This window comes from Sulfitobacter sp. JL08 (assembly GCF_003352045.1).
Classification (GTDB): Bacteria; Pseudomonadota; Alphaproteobacteria; order Rhodobacterales; family Rhodobacteraceae; genus JL08.
On sequence record NZ_CP025815.1, the window covers coordinates 2,870,845 to 2,888,057 of the forward strand.

Below are 17,213 nucleotides of genomic sequence, written 5' to 3' on the forward strand. Positions count from 1 at the left end.
CGAGAGAGGCTAACGCGCTAGCCGAGACGCCAACGCCAATGGCAAAGTCCGGTACAGCCCGCAAAAAGCCCCCGGCCAAGGCTGCCAGAAAGAGCTGAAACGCGCCTGGTCCGGAACGCATCAGATTGCCCAGAACACGAGGGCAGTTTCAGGCCCGACATACGAAAGGTACCAGAATGCAACCCTCCGAATGGACCCGGGTCCTCGCCAAATATCGCGAACCTATCCTCTCCCGCAGTATCTTCGAACTGATCGTGACCCTTGCGCCTTTTGTGGCGATTTGGGCTCTGGCCTGGTGGGTGCTGTCGATCAGCCCTTGGCTGGCAATGGCGCTGGCGATTGCCAATGCGGCGTTCCTGGTCCGCTTATTCATGATCCAGCACGATTGTGGTCACGGCGCGTTCTTCAAAAACCGCCGGGTAGGCGATTGGATGGGTCGGTTTATAGGGGTTTTAACGCTGACGCCATATGACATATGGCGCAAAACCCACTCAATTCACCATGCGACGACCGGCAATCTCGACAAGCGAGGCGTCGGCGACTTACCCACACTGACAGTCCGGGAGTATCGGGAAAAGAATTGGGTCGGCAGGGCGTCGTATCGCTTGGTCCGCAATCCGCTATTCTTGTTCGGTGTCATCCCATTCTACACGTTTTTTCTGCAGAACCGGCTTCCTGTCGGTTTGATGCGATCAGGATGGCGGTATTGGTTCAGCGCTCTGGCAACCAACGTCGTTATCGGAGCCGCGCTTGCAACAATCGGTTGGCTGGGCGGTTGGGACGTGCTGTTGTTCGTGTTCCTGCCGACCATGCTTTTGGCCGCAAGTACGGGGATGTGGCTCTTCTACGTCCAGCACCAGTTCGAAGACACCTTCTGGGACCATGAGGGAGACTGGAACGTGCACGATGCCGCCTTCAACGGAAGTTCGCACTACGATCTGCCTGGTATTCTGCGTTGGATAACCGCGAACATCGGTGTTCACCATGTGCATCACCTAGCCAGCCGCATTCCCTTCTATCGCTTGGGCGAGGTCGTCCGAGACCACGATATCCTTGCGCAGTCCCGGCGCCTTACGCTTTGGGAGAGTTTCCGCTGTGCGCGGCTTCACCTCTGGGACGAGAACAGTCGCAAACTATTGTCATTTTCGGATGCGCGGGCGCTTGCGACGTAAAGATGTGCGCAGGATCGCCGGCTAACCTTCCTCAATGTGAGCGTGACGGGCCTTCAACTACAATTCCAGTGTGAATGCTCCCAAGCCCTCCCATCAAAAGAAAGGGCAAATGTGGCCGACTTTTACACCGCCCGCGACAGCACAATACTGCCGCTATCATGGCCGAGTATTGCTGCGTCGTTCACGGCAGAGGTTATGGACGATTTGCGCAACCCGATAGGGTAGCCCACAAGTCCGCTTCTCATCAGTTGGGGCTTAAGTTCTCGCTGCGACCAGCATGAACGGCCGGTTTCTCCACCGCATAGCAGCGGACTCAATCATGCTGGTGCCGCATTTCCCATGCTGTGAGCGCGCGCAGCGAGCAACACGAACTCAACCTGTCACATGCTGGTGAAGGCGGCTTTGGGCTCGATGCAGTCATTCGACTATTTTTCTTTGTCGACCGGTTCGTCGCGTTAAGCAGCCGTTCACAACCGGAAATTCGAAGTTTTGGTTCTAAACGACTGCTTTCACCAGGACCAGACGTTCGCGGCACTTTGCACCAATGAACGCAACGCGGACATAGCTGCCAGAGAAGTGAATTTCGGTGAGCTCAATTCGGCAATACTGAAATGCTTAACGGTTAGGTCACGCCACAAATTGAAGCTTCCAGCACTCTGTTCGAAGTCGACTTTAACCGGACGCATTGGCAGGGCTTGGCAGTCCGGCACTCTCTGCGAGTGGCAACATCTCTGCCATGATCTTTTCGTCACGGTATAGTTCCTGCATTCGTATGAACTCAGAAGTCAGGCTCGGATCGTCCGCGAGCGTCGCCGCGATCAACTGGCGCGCACGCTCTACATCTCCATGCTTCATACTGACGACCGCGCGGTAGATGCGTGAGCATCGTGTTTGGAATGGCAGTTTACTTGCCCATGCGAGCATGTCATCAAATTTGCCCATGGAGAAATACGCGCGTATGCGGTTTTCTAAGATCCATACTGGAATGAAGGGATCCATTGTTTCGGCGCGTTCAAGCAATTCCAGGCCTTTTTCCGGATCGCCATTGAAGATGTGAAAGGCCGCAACCAAGCCAATAATATGAGCATTGTTGGGGGCCAGTTCCATAGCGCGTTCATAATGAATTTGCGCCTTGTCGAAATCACGGTGCATGCGCAGTTGCATGTTGCCCATGATACGGTGTGCATCGGCATCTTCCGGATCCAGGCGCAATGCCGTCTCGATCATTCGTTGCCCAGTATCGAAGTCGAAATCATCTAGATTCGAAGCCGAGCACACCTTCATCGAGTAACCTCGACTGAAACTCTTGTCCTCTGCAATCGCACGGTCGAACCACTCAACGGCTTCGCGGTAATTTTCGATCGTAACGCCTCCCATGCGGTGCAGATCCATCCCGCGAAGATAATACTCGTATGCAGTCATCGATTCCGGGCGTTTCAGCTTTGCCGCTTGGATCTCAGCCTGCTCGATCCGCCCGAAAACAGTTGAAGCCACGCGGACAACTACGTCGTCCAGCATATCCAGTAATTCCAGGAAATCGCGCTGGATTCTGTCACTCCAAACAACTGCACCGGTGTCGCCATTGTAAAGCGAAACGCTGAACCGGATGCGATTGCCTAACTTGCGCACGGATCCGGTAAGGACAAAACCAACCCCTGCCTTGCGACCAATTTCCACCGGGTCACGGTAGCGCAATTCGTTGGCTGCGGTGCGCGAAACAACAAAGAGACCTTGGACACGGCTTAGTTCAAGTATCAGGTCCTCTGCCAGACCATCGGCAAGGAAGGTCTGATCCTCGTCCGCAGAAGACGAGGTGCGAAACGGTACAACCGCGACAGAGTTCGGTCGTCGCTTGGCTGTGACATCAGGGCGCGCAGCATCAGACTGGTATAAATGGGCCCCCATCCGTTCCCTGACCCTGTAGACGGTTATGGGATCGGAAATGCCTTTGAATTGCCGCTGCACCGGTGGATCAAACTTGCAGGGAGACGCGCGACGGACCTGTGAGAAAAACGCATCAGAAACAAGTATATCACCAGGTGCCGCATCAGATTGAATGCGAGCCGTAAGATTGACGCCATCTCCTAGCAGATCTTCACCATCGACAATAACATCAGCCAAGTGGAGACCATACCGCATAGCATTAACGTCACCTTGAGCAGCCAAGCGGGCGCGGCTCTCAAGTGCAGCCAGCATCGCATTGCGCGGGCTAGAAAATTCCGCGAGAATGCTATCGCCCGCCTTGTTAAAGACCCGCCCTTTGTTGCTTTCCACAGCGGTCTTTATGGCCTTTAAACGGGACGCGATGTCGATGACTGCCCTTTCCTCGTCTTGCTCCATAGCAGCGGTTGAGGATACGGCGTCTGCCATAAATATTGCGGCAAGCCTGCGCTCCATGAGTCTCCCTTTCAATCCAAAACCTAGCGAACCTTGCAGCTTAGGCAAAGGTCTAGAGTTTTCGTTTGGCGCGGACGGAAGATGGCCGCTCTGGGCTCGATGCAGTCATTCGACTGTTTTTCTCTGATGACCGGTTCGTCGCATTAAGCAGCCGTTCACAACCGGAAATTCGAAGTTTTGGTTCTAAACGACTGCTTTCACCAGGACCGGACTTTCGCTGCGGTTGCGACGTATGTCTCACATGCGGACTAAGCGGCCGTCGAGAGCCGGGTCACTAACTGAGCTGGCGACCGGGACCCGGGCCCCTCGACATTCAGTCCCAGACTTATGTACTCTGAGTCAGCCAGACGGGCTAAAATGTACGTTGCGGTTTCAGGATATGTTTGCAGTGGGATCAGTCTATGTTTGAGCATGTCGCAATCGATGTCGTTTCAGGGGTCGGTTGGCTTCGTTTCGATCGGCCACGGGTCAATGCCTTCGATCGCCAAATGCTTGATGAAACCGAGGCGGCATTTGATTTGCTTCTCGCCAACGAAACAGCCCGTGTAATTGTGCTCGGATCGACCAACCCAAAGTATTTCAGCGCTGGAGCTGACCTCGAAACATTCCGGAACATTTCGTCGGAAGCTATCGATGACTGGGTCACTACGTGCCACCGGTTGGCCAGAAGAATCCGCAGCGGACCAAAGCCAGTGATTGCATGTATCCGAGGTGTTGCGGTTGGAGGCGGCCTTGAGATGTCTCTCCACGCCGACCGGCGCTTCTCGGCGCGCGACGCTCAGCTGGGACAACCTGAGGTCAATATTGCCTTCGTCCCACCTGTTGCCGGTACCCAGGCTTTGGTTCGCTTGGTGGGGCGCAGCGCGGCACTCAAGATTCTGTATTCGGGCGAATTGATTGATGCCGAAGAGGCGCTCAAAATCGGTCTCGTGGATGAGATCCATGATGCGGGAGAGATTGAGGCCACGGTCCAAGTATTCTGTGAGCAACTAGCCACCAAACCCCCGAACGCGCTTGCTGCAATCCGTCGCTGCCTTGCTGATGGCGGTGATACGACATTCGCGGAGGGAATGGCGATGGAGGCGCATGAGGCGTGCGTACTCGCAGAGCACCCAAATTTTCGGGAAGGGATAGAAGCTTTCCTCAACCGTCGTCCCCCAAACTGGACATGAGAAGGCAAATGGACGGGGGATAACGATGGCCCGACTGTCTGATAAACTCTACCTATCTTCCTTTATCTGATCAAAGGCGACAGGTCCGCTCCGGGCTCTCTGCGGCCATCCGGTCGATATTGTCGGACGGCCGCTTAGCGGAGCCAGGCACTCACTCGGGCAGGCTATTAGGCCCCGGCTGGCCAGGCAAAGCTGGGTTGCAGTGCCTCGTAGACCGGGCGACCATCCGATGGTTTCGGGTAGCCTTTGCTCTCGTCCCAGAACGCGTGATAAGTTGCATCAGGAAACGCCGCATCGTCGTAGCCCATTACGTTTGGCACAGCGACCCGGATGCGCTTCTCCTTATCGTCCAGCATGAGAGCTGCCCCGCATTCAGAGCAGGTGCAAAGCTCCAGCGGACCGTCTGGGTTGTCCTTGTTGAACGGTTGTCTAGCCATCTTCTCGGGATGATCGGCTGTTAAATCACCCCAGTTGAAGAAAGCCACATGTGTGTGCTGCTGGCCGGTCACCGATTTGCAAACATTGCAGTGGCATTCATGGTTGTCGATCGGTTCGCCGGAGGCGGTTACACGCACGTGGTCGCATCCACCCTGATATTGGCTGGCCATTTAATCCTCCCTTTTTATCGGCACCAGTCAATCCGGCACCTTGCGTCACAAGCATAGCACAGCGCCCGGCGAGTCGCGAAATTCTCGTCGGTATCGAATGTTGTGATCGAGCCAAATGTCGCAAAAGGGCTCAAAGCGGAAGTTCACAGTTTTTTGGCGAGTGTCTGCTGTGTCGCGTCAAGCCGCCGTTAGCGACTGAAAATTCGAAACTTTTGTTCCGAATGGCTGCTTTTACCGGCACCAGACGTTCGCTGCACTCTGTATTAATGACCGCCTTGCGGACTGAACGGACATTGAGCTTTTTCGCCAGATTACTTTTTATGGTAAAATGACCAATTTCACATGCGCCTAAGTCGTCTTGTGGTTTCTGCCAATAAGGGGCGCCAGATGCGGGCGCCCCAAAACTTGTCTCACTCTTTACTAAGTCGAAATCAGCATCAGCCACCCTGATTGCGCTGCAGAGAAGACAGAACCTGATCAATAGAGAAGCTCGCCGGAGCTTGCCGGGGTGGATAGTCTTTGAAAGTCTCGAGGAACTTGCCGACAAATACTTGCGCCGGAACAAGCAAATAGAGCCGCTCAAACCGCCACATAGTGTATCCTGCCGCTTCTTCCTGCGCGCGCTCGAAAGGGTCGCTATAGAGGTCGATCAGTTTCGGTACCCGCAGTGGAACAAAGGGTTCCTCCCAAACCTCGAAGCCTTCGGCGCGTTGTTCAGCGAACACAAGTTTCCAACGGCCATATCGCAGGTTTACGAGATCACCACCGTCATTGAAGTAAAAGAACTCTTTGCGCGGCCCTTCTTCGGCTTCGCCTTTGAAGTATGGCATAAAGTCATAACCATCGAGGTGAACGGGCTCGTTCGCGTCCCCAAACGGAGCCTCGGTCAGCATGCGTTCTTTCATGTTTTCATCGCCTTGTGCCGACATGAATGTCGGAAACCAGTCAAGATGACTGATGATCTGGTTCGACTTGCGGCCCGGTTCGATGACGCCCGGCCACTTTATCATCATGGGAACACGGTAGCCGCCTTCCCAGTTATCATTTTTTTCACCCTTAAACGGGGTGGTCCCACCATCCGGCCATGAAAAGACTTCCGCTCCGTTGTCAGTAGAGTAAATAACTACGGTATTGTCTGCGATGCCAAGCTCTTCAAGCTTGTCCAGCATTTCGCCGACCATGCCGTCATGTTCAACCATACCATCGGGATAAACACCTAAGCCAGTTACACCTTCACTCTCGGGCTTGAGCCGAGTGTTAATGTGCATCCGGGTAGTGTTGTACCAAAGAAAGAATGGCTTTTCCTGATCTACCGCACGCTCCATGAAATCTATGGCACCCGCCGTGACTTCTTCATCAATCGTTTCCATACGCTTGCGCGTCAGTGGCCCAGTGTCTTCGATCGAACCATCTGCACTTGCACGGATAACGCCACGCGGACCAAAGTTCTTTCTGAACTCCGGGTCTTGCGGGTAGTCAACGCTTTCAGGCTCTTCTTCTGCATTGAGGTGATAGAGATTGCCGAAGAACTCATCAAAGCCATGGTTCGTCGGTAAGTGTTCGTCGCGGTCACCAAGATGATTTTTCCCGTATTGTGCAGTCATGTAGCCAACTGACTTCATGTACTCCGCAACAGTTGGGTCCTTTTCGGACATCCCCTCCGCTGCCCCCGGTAAGCCAACTTTAAGCAAACCTGTTCGAAACCCCGACTGACCTGTAACAAAGGAGGCTCTGCCAGCAGTACACGACTGTTCGCCGTAAGCGTGCGTGAACAGCATCCCTTCATTAGCAATCCGGTCAATGTTAGGCGTCTCGTAGCCCATCATTCCTTGATTATAGGCACTGATATTCCAGTACCCCACATCGTCTCCCCAGATGACCAAATAGTTCATCGGTTTTTGGTCTTGTGCCACTGCCGTAGCGGCGGACAGTGCTAGCCCAGCGCAGAATGCAGCAGTTGCCGCTGATCCGCTGATTTTTTGAAAGAATGTCCCCATTCGTAACAAGCTCCCTTTTCTCCAAATAATTTTTGGAGAAACACATTAGCACGTATGGTAAGAATAGCCTTAGCATTTCCGGCCACGCATCAGGGAATTACGTCCAAAGAAGGCGTTATCGGGTCGCGGAATGTTTGGAAGTGAGGAATAAAATATGGCACAATTTTGCATTGTTGCCGCGCATGCGATCAAGCCAATGATTGGTGCCGCAGCCATACCGATGCCGCAACTTGAGCGACTAGCGGAACGTGCAGGTTTACCCGGTTCGATTATTGAAGACACAACTGGATATGTGCCGCTCCATGCAACTGAGAGCTTTCTCAATCTTGTCCATCGAAAGCTAGGTGATCCTTCTTTCTTGTACACAAGTCTAAGCCTCGACATGTCTGAAAAGCAGGAAACCCATTCGGTGGTCGGAATACCACTTCCTGTAGGGGCAACGGGTAAAGAAGCGCTGCAGGCTTTGACGACCACGTTTAACCGTTACATAACTGGAACGCGGTTTTATTGCGAGATAAGAGGCGAACTTTTGTGGATTGAGCGAACAACCTCAGCCACCGATTGGTCTGATGAATGGCCGATAATCCAATACAATCTCAGCATCATGTTATTGGGTGTGCGCCGCGCTCTCGGACGACGGGTGCACCCAAGAGCCCTCCATCTTCCAGTAATTACAACACAGGCAGACATACCGGAAGAATTGCGGGGCATTCCAGTAACCCTGAAAAAGCAAGGGTTTGGCATGGCTTTTGATGTTGTCGATGTTGCCTTTTCGGGCTTTACACTAGGACATATGGAGAACCGATCAAACGGGCTGATGTCTGAAGCCATCCATATAGATATACGGTCGGCCATTTCATCTTGTCTGTCTCAGTTCGTTATGTCTTCGACAACCGACAATCTGTCTGAGCGCGTTGCAAGATCATTTGGGATCAGCGAGCGGAGTTATCGGCGTCTACTCGCAAAGGTTGGTACAAGTCATTCGGAACTTCTGTCAGATATTCGACTGGATTGGGCGCTCAGACTTCTGGCGGACAAAACGAATGCTGTAGCCGAGATCGCAATGGAGTTGGGGTATGCACATGCTGGCGACTTCACGAGGTTTTTCAAAAGCCGGATGGGATGTTCTCCTACCGAGTATCGTTACAAAGTCTAATGGTGCATGGATGTTCCGTAATCTCATTTACACTCCAGTTCAAAAGTTGAAGGTCAGTGTCGCCTTTGGGCTCGGTGCAGTCATTCGACAATTCCAGATGAACTTCTGCTTCTAGGTGAGCCTTTGTCACCTCTGACCGGCGCTTACGAAAGTTGGCAACTTAAGCTTCAGTGTTGTGTTTGGCGGGAATGATTGTCAGGAAGGTCGCGTGTCCGTGCCAAATGGAAGCCACACCTATGAAATCAGTAGTCGAAGAAGACCTAACCATAGAAGGCAATTTAGAAGCAAAGGATGGTAGCGTCGAAGTCAAAGGCAAAGTGCTGGGTAATGTCACTGCCGCATCGGTCGAGTTACATCAGACCGGAAAATTAGATGGGAATCTCACCGCTGCCTCAGTTTCAATTGAAGGCAGCTATGAGGGTACCCTGAAATGTGATGAATTGCGGGTCGCCGCCACTTCAAAGATCAAGGGCGATATCTCCGCGAAAACTATGACAACGGAAGGTGGCGGTATATTTGTTGGCAAAGTCAATATAACAGGCCCTTGATGTAGGGTTACATGACAAAAAATTTGAGGCCGATTTGGGCTCGATGCAGTTATTCACCGAAATTTGGTGACTGTCTGCTGTGCAGCGCAAAGCAGTCCTTCATGGCTGCAAATTCGAATTTTGCTTTTGAACGACTGCTTTCACCGGCAGCGGACGTTCGCTGCAATCACAACGAATGTCTCAGTTGCGGATGGGGTGGATGGCTCCTGCAACATTCGGCGTCGCAATACGCCATCGTGCAGTTGTCATGAACTCCTTACGAGAGGAGCCACCCAATGCAAGTTACAACAATCGGCCGTGATTTGGCTATTCGATGCCGATGCCGATATCGAATGTAACTGGTTGCGCCCCGGAATTGACGATCTCGACCACGTGGTCGCCGGACTGCCAGAGTTGACCTTGATAAGGGGTGTCGGAAGAGATCAGGTCCAAAAGGAGCGAGCCGTCCGGGTTAAAAATCTTGTAGTCCAGCGCGCCGCCACGGGAACCAACGTCTATGCGCATGAACTGGCCGTCTGCCGCGCCAAGCACGTAGCTCACTGATGAATTTGGATTCAGAGTGCCGGACATAGCCGCGCCGCTGGTGCCTGCCGCGAACTGGACCCGCTGAGACCCTGATACGACTGGAGCAGCAGAAGCGCCCGCCATCGCGCCACCTCCGTCATCGGCCATGGTGCCTTCGCCACTGACCTGCCGGAAATCCGCGATTTCGGGGCCAGACCAGACGAGACACTCATAAACGCCGCCATTGGCATCACGCAGTCGAACCATAATGGCAGCTTCGGAAAACTCTTGGCCCAGTACTTCGCCACCCACGTTCCCGACGCGGCTGATGAGTTCGTCGATGCAAGCATTTGCTTCGTCGGATATATCGGCCACGGTTGGAGTTGCCATAATCGCCAAAGCCAAAAATGCAGAATTCAGTCGAATGTATTTCATCGCCCATCTCCTTGCCTTGAGCTGCTTGTACTCGGGCACAAAAGTTATGACGCAGAAGCGTCCCGAAGCTTTTGCAGTACTGCGTCGCATTCGCTTGCAGCACCGACAATCGTTTCGCCACTGCCTTCTGCGTCAGGTGTCAACTCCCTGAGATTGCTAACCGCGCGGTTGAAGACTTGATCGACCTGTTCTTCGGTCAAAAGCCCCTCTTGCTGCGCAGCGTTCGCAATGCCGCAAACGCCAGCCGAAAGACCCGTTGCAATACCTATTCCCGCGCCACTGCCAACGCCCATCATGCCGCCGCCAATACCGCCAACAACCAATCCGACAACAAATGTCAAAGTGGCTAATAGACCTTTGCCCATGAAAATTCCTCCGTAGCATTCCATTGTTTAATCACGAATTAGGAACAGCTTAAAACTTCTTTCGCAACACTTTTGTGATGAACGCTTCGGCTCGGTGCTGCCGTTCGCCGCAGGCTTCACCGATGTCGGCTGAGCGGGACGAAGCAGACCCTCGAACTGACCGGTCTCGTTGGCGCTGCCTGTCTCATGGCTGGGACAACAGCTGAATTGGCAGAAAGGCTACCGCCAACCGGCCCCAGAAGCCATCATCCCGATGGACCAAAAGCCAATCATGCACTAAGTTTCAATCTGGACCTCTCAAGTGGGGTCGTGACGTGCCGGCAGGGGCTAACGCTGCGAAGGCGCGTGCGCTTTACTGGGACTGGGCGCATGCAGAGGGGGCCGTATAATGGCAACGACGCATTTGATGACCGACGCAGAGGCTGACAAAGACCCTATCGTGAGGGCCGTCTTTGCCGATATCCGTGAAACCCGAGGTTCGGACTTTATCAACAACATCTGGCGCGCATTGGCCGCAGACCCGCAAGGTCTGAAACGCACATGGGACAACGTTAAATCCCTAATGGCGGTGCCCGGCGTGCTTGATGCGAAAACCCGCGAGATGATCTATATCGCGGTCTCCGTGGCCAATGGGTGCAGCTATTGCGTGCACTCCCACACGGCAGCGGCCAAAGCCAAAGGCATGAGCGAGGCCGAACACGGCGAGCTGATGCAGATCGTGGCCCTTGCGGCATCCACCAATCATCTAGTGACGGCACTGCAAGTACCCGTCGACCCCGAATTCAAAGTGAAATGATAGACCTGATAGGACCACCGACAGAGAGGAAAATACCATGTGTGATATTTGCGTAATGAATTCTGTGAAGAAAAAGATGCTATCGCGGCGCAGTTTTTTTAAGGCCAGCGGTGCAGGCGCATTTGCCGCCGTTGCGGGCGCGGCTATTGGCACCCCTGCCATGGCAGCGGGTCACGGCACGGTTGAGGACATGACCCACACCCTGCACGAAGACTTCCCAACGTATTTTGGCGAAAGCCAGTTTTCGCGGGAGCAAATTTTTAACTACGCGGAACATTCTTTTAATTTGCAGCAGTTCACGGTGAACGAGCATACAGGCACCCATATCGACGCGCCGCTGCACTTTTCGGAAGATGGCATGTCCGTTGATGAAATCCCCGTGTCCTCGCTGATTGCGCCTTTGTGCGTTGTCGATATTGCCGCGCGCGCCGCCGAAAACGCAGACGCGCAAGTCACGCCTGACGATCTGAAAGCATGGATCAAGGTCAACGGCGATATCCCGGACGGCGCTTGCGTGGCAATGCATTCGGGCTGGGGACCAAAGGTCGAGACCGACGGCTTCCGTAACTTTGACGGCGAAGCGCAGCATTATCCGGGGTTCCATATTGAAGCCACGCAGATGCTGCTAGAAACAGGTGCCGGATCCATTGCCGTGGATACACTGTCGCTGGATCACGGCATTTCGCCGGATTTTGCGACCCACTACGCGTGGCTGCCCGCAGGCCGCTTCGGGATCGAAAACCTCGCCAACCTCGACAAAGTCCCCGCCGCTGGTGCCACGTTGGTCATCGGCGCACCCAAGCACCGCGGCGGCACAGGTGGGCCGGCGCGTATTTTCGCGATGATCTAAAGCGTCAGAGCCACGGGTGAGCTGGATTGTACCCGTGGCTTTTATCTTGCGGCGCAATCTGAGATGTTCTGTTAACGCTGAATGCGCCTGAGTAGATTTTGCTGATTATCACAAAGCAACCGCAAATCTGCCATTCGTCCTGAACGCAGCATCATGTACATTGGGCTCGGACCAGACAATCGCCGCGATTTGCACCAATGGCGGCTTCGATTTTTATCTAGCCTTTCGTGAGGGAGACTTGATCGACGGTGCTATCGAAAATCCGGGGGGATGCTGGCTTCCCTGATTTCCCTGCTCGCCTACCACCTTTCCCTGTTCTTTCAATTTCTTTCCCTGATATCCGGATATTTTTTCCCTGCTAATTTGAGAACAGGGAAAAGCCCCATAACACGCTGTAAACAAATCAAGAATCTGGGTGAAAATCGTCAAAAACGAACCAAATCAGTCCGAATTTGCAGATTTTCCCTGTTATTTCCCTGCTAAACAGGGAAAATAGGCCCAAGACCGGTTCGGTCAGGACTGCGTCCACCACCACTCAGTCTCCCTAAAACCACCGACAGCACCAGCGCTCAGAGTAGTGGCTATATTTCAGTGGGTTGCAGTCAATCAGTGCGCCAGAGACCTCACAGATGGTCTATGATTTGAGCACTTTCGGGGCTATTTCAGAGAAAGTCTCAGCGGGGCAATTGCACGTGAGGTCTTGAGCCGTTCAAAGCGATCTCAAAGTTGAGCAAATCCGAGGACCTGACGTTGCTGTATCCAGTCCAACGGAAGTTCACGTAGATTGCGCAGTGTTTTCGCGTTGAGATGCTGCGGCTGGCGACCTTCCAGAATCGCCGCTGAGATGTCTGGTGCCAACCAGGCAAGCGGAAGGATGCGGCTGACAGACCCGCTGCGCAAACCTTCCCGTTCCGTGATCTGTTGAATGGACGAAGTCTCTCCATCAAGGAGCTCACCTGCCCACCGTCTCGCATCCGCAACCAGTGCTATGAGGTCCGGGTCCCTTTGCGCTGCACCTTTGGCTGCAATGACGATCGGCTTAGCGCGACCGTTCTGACGCTTTTGGAACGGAATTTCAAAGCCTGCCAGGATTGGCGTGTGGTCTGCATCTGACTCCACCATCTCAGCGATGTTCACCGAGACGGACAACCGGTCCTTCTGCGCATCAATTCGATCTATGATACTTGGTAAGTTTTTTGCTGTGACATGGCCATCCGATTCCTCCGTATCCGCCCGCCATTTGTCAGTTGCCCGTAAAATATCAGCGATCAGTATTGCATCTCTCTCGTGCCCCTTGATCTGATCCGCCAACCAACGGGGATCAGACAGGTGTTCTCTGAGGCCGTTGAGAACAACACGGTCGATCTCATCTGCGGGCAAACGCTCGATCCTAAATTTGTCGTCTGAACCGGACACTGCCGTGGTATAATACCAGTATCGTTTCGTCCGTGTCATTCCTTCCTGGCGCAAAGACTTGCTGGCGTAGGTCGTGCGCATTTGGCGGCCCCTGGAATCGAACAGCACCCCATCGAGGAGACGCCTTGCAGACCGGCGAGCCGCGCTGATCTTTTTGCCCCCATTATCCGCCAATTGGGCCTGAGTCAGCTGCCAAGTAGCGTCATCAATGATCGCCTCATGAAGCCCTTCATGCAGCTCTTCTTTGTGGCGGGTTTTGCCGATGTAGATCGGATTGCGCAGCATGTTGTAAAGCGCGCCGCGCGAGAAGGCTTTGCCGCCGCTCACACGCCCATGCCGGTTGGTTCGACGTTTACTGACCACACCCAGTTCATCAAGCCGCGCGGATAACTGCCGCACTGAACCTGCTGCCAGATACTCGGCAAAGATCGTTCGGATCGCGGTGGCTTCGTCAGGTATAACCACCAGCGCCTTGTCCGCCACGTCGTATCCCATTGGTACGGCGCCGCCCATCCACATGCCTTTGCGTTTTGAGGCGGCAACCTTGTCCCGGATGCGTTCGGCCGTCAGCCGAGCGTTTCAATGCATGTGTTGCGTCGACCCGTTGAAACCGCCGGACGAAACGGCCATTCAGCCCACGCGCAAACAATATTCAGCCGAAGAGAAGATCAGGATCGTGTTGGACGGGTTACAATCCGTTTTTGCCCCGCAGAGCGGTCGTGCGCAGCAGTCTGAATCAAGGTCCGCCAAGAAGATTTAAACGTGGGAAGTTTCGTGGGGGAGCATGCGAGCTCAAATCGAATTACTTGGGAAAAGAACGTCATACATGCTACGCAAGCACGCTACCCCGACTCCACTTTAAATTGTGGCAAAACTATGTCTATCTCGCTCTAGGAAACAGTCTGTTTCCAGAATGCCGATTATGCAACTTTGGACACCGTCGAATTGGGCGGAAAGCGGACCTTAGATGCACGATGCACCGAGATCCGCTGTGCGGACGAAGCCGCCTGATGCGGATGCGGCGAAAATCACCTTAATCGCTCGACGGTGTCGTTGGATTGCTCGCGGCAGCGCAGCAGGATTTACTGAAAGCAGACGTACAAATCACGCAAATCGGCCGAAACCCAATCCGGACATTCGCTGCGCTCACGTTCTATGTCGCACATGCGGACAGTCCCGACATTCAAACAGGGCAAATGTCCATCCCGCCTGTGCGCTTGACTTGAGCGATCAGCAGAAAACGGCTTCTGTTCATCTATTTGCTGCGGTTGGCTCCAAGTTCGGGCACATACAGATCGATGAGCTGCGTGATGACGTCGATCATCTGTTCATGTGACACAGCGCGGTCGAAGCGTGTGCCGTACAACGCTATACTACCTTCCGATGCGAAGGCGATGAGCTGAACGACCTCCTGCAACTTCCGAACTTCAACGTTCGGGTAAGAACGTTTCAGAAGTTCGGTCACGCCTGCCATGAGTTCGTCATACATGTTGTCGATGGCCGTGCGCGTGCTTTCGTCGTGCAGAGATATAGCCCACAATTCACGGAATACCCTGACGGTTTCCTCTCTGACAGTGTCCGTCAGCAACCATCGAACAAGGCTTCGAACATCCTGGCCAGGCTGGAGTTCCCCTTCTGTCAGAAGTGCTTCAAACTGGCCCGAATAATCAGCCACCATTCGATTGACCACACCCTGCAGCAACTTCTGCTTGCTTGGAAAGTGGTACGCCAGGTTTCCGGGCGAGATGCCGACGGCCGCAGCCACGGAACGGGTCGTGAATTTTGCATAGCCCTGTCGGATCAGGACATCGCGCGCACAGTCCAAAATGCGCTCTGGCGTTGCCTGCAAACTGCCTTTCGATGCCCGTTTGGGAGTGGTCGATTCCTGCTTTCGCACGCTGTTTCGCCTCTTCTTTTTTTCACGTTCACCTTGCCAGTGTCACCGGGAAAGCCAAAACGAGCTTGCCAGAGTTAGAACAATTGGCCTAAATATTTGTTTAGATCACATGACCTAATTCGGCAGCGGGATGCCACCGCAAACCCGACACACGTCGAGCAGGTAAAGGAGAAAACAGATGAATATCAAGCTTCTCAGCGGTAGCGTCGCGCTTGCACTGACCATTGGCGTCGGAGCTGTTCCTTCGGGCGCTTCCGAGAAGCCCAATGTTGTTCTCATGCTGGCCGACAATGTCGGGTATGGCGACATCGGCGCCTACGGCGGCGGGGCGATGCGCGGAATGCCGACACCCGTGCTCGACCAACTGGCCGCTGAAGGCCTGCAGTTGACGCAGTTTCTCGTCGAACCGGGTTGCACGCCTTCCAGAGCCGCCCTGATGACGGGGCGCTACTCCGTGCGTTCGGGTCTTGGGACGATCATACTCGGGGGCTTGCCAAACACGTTGCAGGAAGAGGAATTCACGCTTGGCGAGATGTTCAAGTCGGTGGGGTACTCGACCGCGATCGTCGGCAAGTGGCATCTTGGCTTTGAGGAGCAGAGCTGGCCCACCCGGCAGGGGTTTGATGAATACAGAGTCGGCGTCATAGAGACATCCGAAAGCACGCTTTACCGGCCCAACATGGAGCGCGCGAGGATCGATGAAGCGACAATCCTCGAGGCGGTGCCCCACATCTACGAATCGGACGGTCAGGGTAATCTGACACCTGTCCGGGAATACACGCTGGAGTATCGACGCCAGATCGAGAGCGACATCGCAGACGCCGCCGTCAACTACATCGCCCGACAGGCTGCCGCCGAGACTCCATTCTTCCTCTATATTGGCTGGACGCATACGCATTATCCCAGCCTGACCGCGCCAGAGTTTACGGGGAAATCAACCCATCGTTACGGCGATGCGATGATGGAACTCGACCACCGCACGGGCCAGGTGCTTCAGGCCATCGAGGATGCAGGGATCGAGGACAACACCATCGTTCTATGGATGAGCGACAACGGCGCCTCGCCGGATGCGGCCCCTTGGCCCGACAAGGGAGGCAGCAATGGCCCTTTCCGGGGCGAGTTGGGTGATCCTACGGAAGGATCAATCAGGACCGTAGGTATGATCCGTTGGCCTGAGAAGATCAAGCCCGGCAAGACCAACGAAATGGTCGCGATCCACGACATTCTGCCCACACTCGCCTCCATTGTCGGTGCGGACCTGCCTGACGATCGCCCCTATGACGGCGTCGACCAAAGCGCGTTTCTTCTTGGTCAGCAGGACATGTCGAAGCGCGAGCATCTCTTGACCCATGTGAACAACAAGGTCGCCGCACTGCGCTGGCGGCATTTTCGAATATACCCCAAAGCCTACAGAGGGTCCTTTAGCAACCCTTCTCAGGAGGGTTTGCTGGGCGTCCAGGTCGAGAAGAACGGCGGCCCTGATATCTTCAACATCGAGATGGACCCACGAGAGGAATATTCGATTTCGGGCGACAACGCGTGGGTTGTGGCACAGTGGCTCCGCTTCGTGGCCGAGTACAATGAATCGTTGAGGGAACATCCCAACCCGCCTGGCGTAACGCTCACAGACCCGGACTTCGGCAAATAGATACATTGAACCGCCAGGAATGGAGGACGTGCCCGGATTCTGAGGCGGGTCGAATGGCTGCTTTTCGCTCTGAATTGCCGCAGATGCTTTCAGCCGGTCGCATTGCTACATCTGCGAGCGTAAAATCAAGATTGCTTCCGGATTGGGCTCACTGCCGTCATTCGCGGCGCAAAGCACCAATGGCCGCAATGCGGAAAACCGGCCGTTCGCTGCGCTGGTGGCTAATGTCTCAGTTGCGGGACTTTGCCGCCA

Annotated in this window: 15 protein-coding genes; 7 read left to right on the forward strand and 8 right to left on the reverse strand. The window is 54.3% G+C overall.

Features of this window, described 5'->3' with window-relative positions; all coding sequences use genetic code 11:
* The first annotated feature begins 176 nt into the window (after positions 1 to 176).
* Positions 177 to 1,172 (forward strand): fatty acid desaturase, encoded by a 996-nt coding sequence (locus C1J05_RS14150; RefSeq protein ID WP_114870815.1) that lies wholly within the window; start codon positions 177 to 179, stop codon positions 1,170 to 1,172.
* A 672-nt stretch (positions 1,173 to 1,844) separates the two neighbouring features.
* Here C1J05_RS14150 and C1J05_RS14155 read toward each other — a convergent pair.
* Positions 1,845 to 3,569, reverse strand: coding sequence for an adenylate/guanylate cyclase domain-containing protein (locus C1J05_RS14155; protein ID WP_114870816.1), 1,725 nt, complete (start codon positions 3,567 to 3,569; stop codon positions 1,845 to 1,847).
* A 401-nt stretch (positions 3,570 to 3,970) separates the two neighbouring features.
* Here C1J05_RS14155 and C1J05_RS14160 point away from each other — a divergent pair, with 401 nt between their 5' ends.
* The gene (locus C1J05_RS14160; RefSeq protein ID WP_114870817.1) at positions 3,971 to 4,741 is read left to right on the forward strand and encodes an enoyl-CoA hydratase/isomerase family protein; all 771 of its coding nucleotides are present in this window, start codon (positions 3,971 to 3,973) and stop codon (positions 4,739 to 4,741) included.
* Positions 4,742 to 4,908: 167 nt separating this feature from the next.
* Here the strand turns inward: C1J05_RS14160 and C1J05_RS14165 are convergent, their stop codons facing one another.
* The 3 genes from C1J05_RS14165 to C1J05_RS14170 all read right to left on the reverse strand — a co-directional run bounded on the left by C1J05_RS14165 (position 4,909) and on the right by C1J05_RS14170 (position 7,346).
* Positions 4,909 to 5,349: a GFA family protein gene (locus C1J05_RS14165; protein WP_114870818.1), complete on the reverse strand. Its 441-nt coding sequence runs from the start codon at positions 5,347 to 5,349 to the stop codon at positions 4,909 to 4,911.
* Positions 5,350 to 5,479: 130 nt separating this feature from the next.
* Complete coding sequence (locus C1J05_RS21545) at positions 5,480 to 5,794, reverse strand: hypothetical protein (RefSeq protein ID WP_162798080.1); 315 nt, start codon at positions 5,792 to 5,794, stop codon at positions 5,480 to 5,482.
* Positions 5,787 to 7,346: an arylsulfatase gene (locus C1J05_RS14170; RefSeq protein ID WP_114870819.1), complete on the reverse strand. Its 1,560-nt coding sequence runs from the start codon at positions 7,344 to 7,346 to the stop codon at positions 5,787 to 5,789. The genes C1J05_RS21545 and C1J05_RS14170 overlap by 8 nt, the downstream gene beginning before the upstream one ends.
* 154 nt (positions 7,347 to 7,500) lie before the next feature.
* Here C1J05_RS14170 and C1J05_RS14175 point away from each other — a divergent pair, with 154 nt between their 5' ends.
* Both C1J05_RS14175 and C1J05_RS14180 read left to right on the forward strand, forming a co-directional pair.
* Positions 7,501 to 8,502 carry an AraC family transcriptional regulator gene (locus C1J05_RS14175; protein ID WP_114870820.1) on the forward strand — a complete coding sequence of 334 codons (1,002 nt, stop codon included), beginning with the start codon at positions 7,501 to 7,503 and terminating at the stop codon, positions 8,500 to 8,502.
* Between the two features lie 236 nt (positions 8,503 to 8,738).
* Positions 8,739 to 9,050, forward strand: coding sequence for a bactofilin family protein (locus tag C1J05_RS14180; RefSeq protein WP_114872330.1), 312 nt, complete (start codon positions 8,739 to 8,741; stop codon positions 9,048 to 9,050).
* 306 nt (positions 9,051 to 9,356) lie between these two features.
* On the opposite strand, the gene C1J05_RS14185 is transcribed toward C1J05_RS14180, so the two are convergent.
* Both C1J05_RS14185 and C1J05_RS14190 read right to left on the reverse strand, forming a co-directional pair.
* Entirely contained in the window at positions 9,357 to 9,989 is a 633-nt protein-coding gene (locus tag C1J05_RS14185) for a hypothetical protein (RefSeq protein ID WP_162798081.1), read from the reverse strand.
* Positions 9,990 to 10,033: 44 nt separating this feature from the next.
* Positions 10,034 to 10,354, reverse strand: a complete 321-nt coding sequence (locus tag C1J05_RS14190) for a hypothetical protein (protein WP_114870822.1) — start codon at positions 10,352 to 10,354, stop codon at positions 10,034 to 10,036.
* Positions 10,355 to 10,742: 388 nt separating this feature from the next.
* Here C1J05_RS14190 and C1J05_RS14195 point away from each other — a divergent pair, with 388 nt between their 5' ends.
* Positions 10,743 to 11,150 (forward strand): carboxymuconolactone decarboxylase family protein, encoded by a 408-nt coding sequence (locus C1J05_RS14195; protein ID WP_114870823.1) that lies wholly within the window; start codon positions 10,743 to 10,745, stop codon positions 11,148 to 11,150.
* A gap of 37 nt (positions 11,151 to 11,187) precedes the next feature.
* Positions 11,188 to 12,000, forward strand: a complete 813-nt coding sequence (locus C1J05_RS14200) for a cyclase family protein (RefSeq protein WP_114870824.1) — start codon at positions 11,188 to 11,190, stop codon at positions 11,998 to 12,000.
* Positions 12,001 to 12,720: 720 nt separating this feature from the next.
* On the opposite strand, the gene C1J05_RS14205 is transcribed toward C1J05_RS14200, so the two are convergent.
* Both C1J05_RS14205 and C1J05_RS14215 read right to left on the reverse strand, forming a co-directional pair.
* The gene (locus C1J05_RS14205) at positions 12,721 to 13,929 is read right to left on the reverse strand and encodes a recombinase family protein (protein WP_162798082.1); all 1,209 of its coding nucleotides are present in this window, start codon (positions 13,927 to 13,929) and stop codon (positions 12,721 to 12,723) included.
* Positions 13,930 to 14,671: 742 nt separating this feature from the next.
* Positions 14,672 to 15,313 (reverse strand): TetR/AcrR family transcriptional regulator, encoded by a 642-nt coding sequence (locus C1J05_RS14215; protein WP_114870827.1) that lies wholly within the window; start codon positions 15,311 to 15,313, stop codon positions 14,672 to 14,674.
* Positions 15,314 to 15,491: 178 nt separating this feature from the next.
* On the opposite strand from C1J05_RS14215, the gene C1J05_RS14220 reads away from it, so the two are divergent.
* The gene (locus C1J05_RS14220; RefSeq protein ID WP_114870828.1) at positions 15,492 to 16,961 is read left to right on the forward strand and encodes an arylsulfatase; all 1,470 of its coding nucleotides are present in this window, start codon (positions 15,492 to 15,494) and stop codon (positions 16,959 to 16,961) included.
* Positions 16,962 to 17,213: the final 252 nt, after the last annotated feature.

What these genes read in the sequence shown, in the direction of transcription:
- C1J05_RS14190 (WP_114870822.1), bottom strand. Translation starts at nt 10,354, where the DNA reads ATGGGCAAAGGTCTATTAGCCACTTTGACATTTGTTGTCGGATTGGTT.
- C1J05_RS14220 (WP_114870828.1), top strand. Translation starts at nt 15,492, where the DNA reads ATGAATATCAAGCTTCTCAGCGGTAGCGTCGCGCTTGCACTGACCATT.
- C1J05_RS14180 (WP_114872330.1), top strand. Translation starts at nt 8,739, where the DNA reads ATGAAATCAGTAGTCGAAGAAGACCTAACCATAGAAGGCAATTTAGAA.
- C1J05_RS14150 (WP_114870815.1), top strand. Translation starts at nt 177, where the DNA reads ATGCAACCCTCCGAATGGACCCGGGTCCTCGCCAAATATCGCGAACCT.
- C1J05_RS14170 (WP_114870819.1), bottom strand. Translation starts at nt 7,346, where the DNA reads ATGGGGACATTCTTTCAAAAAATCAGCGGATCAGCGGCAACTGCTGCA.
- C1J05_RS14205 (WP_162798082.1), bottom strand. Translation starts at nt 13,929, where the DNA reads ATGGGCGGCGCCGTACCAATGGGATACGACGTGGCGGACAAGGCGCTG.
- C1J05_RS14200 (WP_114870824.1), top strand. Translation starts at nt 11,188, where the DNA reads ATGTGTGATATTTGCGTAATGAATTCTGTGAAGAAAAAGATGCTATCG.
- C1J05_RS14175 (WP_114870820.1), top strand. Translation starts at nt 7,501, where the DNA reads ATGGCACAATTTTGCATTGTTGCCGCGCATGCGATCAAGCCAATGATT.
- C1J05_RS14155 (WP_114870816.1), bottom strand. Translation starts at nt 3,569, where the DNA reads ATGGAGCGCAGGCTTGCCGCAATATTTATGGCAGACGCCGTATCCTCA.
- C1J05_RS14185 (WP_162798081.1), bottom strand. Translation starts at nt 9,989, where the DNA reads ATGAAATACATTCGACTGAATTCTGCATTTTTGGCTTTGGCGATTATG.
- C1J05_RS14195 (WP_114870823.1), top strand. Translation starts at nt 10,743, where the DNA reads ATGGCAACGACGCATTTGATGACCGACGCAGAGGCTGACAAAGACCCT.
- C1J05_RS14160 (WP_114870817.1), top strand. Translation starts at nt 3,971, where the DNA reads ATGTTTGAGCATGTCGCAATCGATGTCGTTTCAGGGGTCGGTTGGCTT.
- C1J05_RS14165 (WP_114870818.1), bottom strand. Translation starts at nt 5,349, where the DNA reads ATGGCCAGCCAATATCAGGGTGGATGCGACCACGTGCGTGTAACCGCC.